The sequence below is a fragment of the Acidobacteriota bacterium genome, assembly GCA_003225175.1.
GTDB lineage: Bacteria > Acidobacteriota > Terriglobia > Terriglobales > Acidobacteriaceae > Gp1-AA112.
The window spans coordinates 1-1,560 of record QIBA01000205.1 but is presented as its reverse complement, the minus strand read 5'-3'; the positions used below and the strand labels follow the sequence as shown (position 1 = coordinate 1,560).

Genomic DNA, 1,560 nt, shown 5'->3' with positions numbered 1-1,560 from the left:
CACCCCGGACGTCGGCACCGATACAAATAACGTTACCGGCGGTGGTGACATCATTGCCGGCTAGATCGCCCAAGGCTATGTTGAAGTTGCCGGTGCTGCTACCGAGCGCATTAGTACCGACGGCGGTGTTGTCGTGGCCGGCGGTGTTGCTAAAAAGCGCACCAGAGCCGACGGCAGTGTTGTTGAATCCGGTGGTATTAAAAAAAAGCGCTTGGGCGCCAGTGGCCGTGTCCTGACTGCCGTTGGTATTGTTAAGGAGCGCTTGACTGCCGTTTGCCGTGTCGCCGGACGCGTCGATGTTGCTAGAGAGCGCTTGATAACCCGTGGCCGTGTTGTCGCTACCGGTGGTGTTATTCTGGAGGGCTCCATCTCCATTGGCAACGTTGTTTACTCCGGTGGTGTTCTGCAATAGTGCGAACGCGCCGGCGGCAGTGTTGCCAGAAGCGGTATTGAAGTAAAGCGCTTGAACACCGATGGCCGTATTCTCGGTCCCTGTGGTATTGCTATAGAGCGCGGCGTACCCAGTAGCTGTGTTGTTGACGGCAGTGGTGTTGTTAAGGAGAGCGAACGCGCCATTGGCCGTGTTTAGACTGCCGGTATCGTTAAAGACAAGAGCGTCCACTCCATTGGCAGTATTGCCAGTGCCAGTGGTGTTCAACAAAAGCGCCGCTACACCAATGGCCGTATTGTTGTCTGCGGTGTTGAGGTCGAGGGCTCCAGCACCAACCGCCGTATTGAAACTGCCGGTGCTGTTGCCAAAGAGCGAATACCAGCCGAGTGCTGTATTTCCAGCGCCGGTGGTGAGGGAATTAAGCGCTTTGCATCCTTCAGCTGTCGTGAAATTCGGATAGCATCCGTCCGGCGTCGGACTGATTGCCTGCGCTTGTGGCAAGTGTACAATGAGCACTGCGACCACAAATAATGGAATGATTGTTTTCATAGGCGTGGAGTTTTGCAAGAATCTTCGCGGCTTGTCGAGGGCAAAGTCTCAGGGCGCGCACCTATAGCCGGATCGGATTGTCGCGTGATAACCGTGGCGAACGGCGGATGATCCCGGCCCAGAGCGACAGTGCCAAAGCGATGCGGGGACGCATGCGCACTCCGAAAGCTAACGCCAAACACGACCAGCGTTCTTGGCAGATTTGGCACGACAGTGCCTCGCGATGCGTCCTCGCATCGCTTTCATCCCGGCTGACAGCGGGTCGCGTCCTACCCGGATCCGCCTTTACTGATCAGTTACAACCACTTGTGCCGCAGACCTGCTCATTTCTGTCTGAGCGCTCACCTTGTGAAGACACGAAGCCAGGGCTTCGATTCGCTCTTCCTGTTCCACAAGTTTCGACTGAAAATTCTTTTGCTGTTCCGCAACGGTTGCTTCCAATTTTTCCACTTTGCTGTGTTCTTTGAGAAACTCATTGAGCAACATCGCGTTTACCATTTCGTAGCGCACACTTTCCACGAGACCCTTATTATTGTGATAAACCAGACCAGGATCCACTTTTTCTACTTCCTCCGCGATCAGACCAAAGCCAAGCGCCTGGGTTGGATCGAATTCCTTCT

At 54.7% G+C, this 1,560-nt stretch carries 2 protein-coding genes; both read right to left on the bottom strand.

Going from position 1 to position 1,560, the window contains the following annotated elements:
- Positions 1 to 940: hypothetical protein (locus DMG62_24585; protein PYY19445.1), on the bottom strand; the 940-nt coding region annotated here is incomplete at its 3' end.
- A 285-nt stretch (positions 941 to 1,225) separates the two neighbouring features.
- On the bottom strand, positions 1,226 to 1,560 hold a 335-nt coding region (locus DMG62_24580; GenBank protein ID PYY19444.1), incomplete at its 5' end, for a hypothetical protein.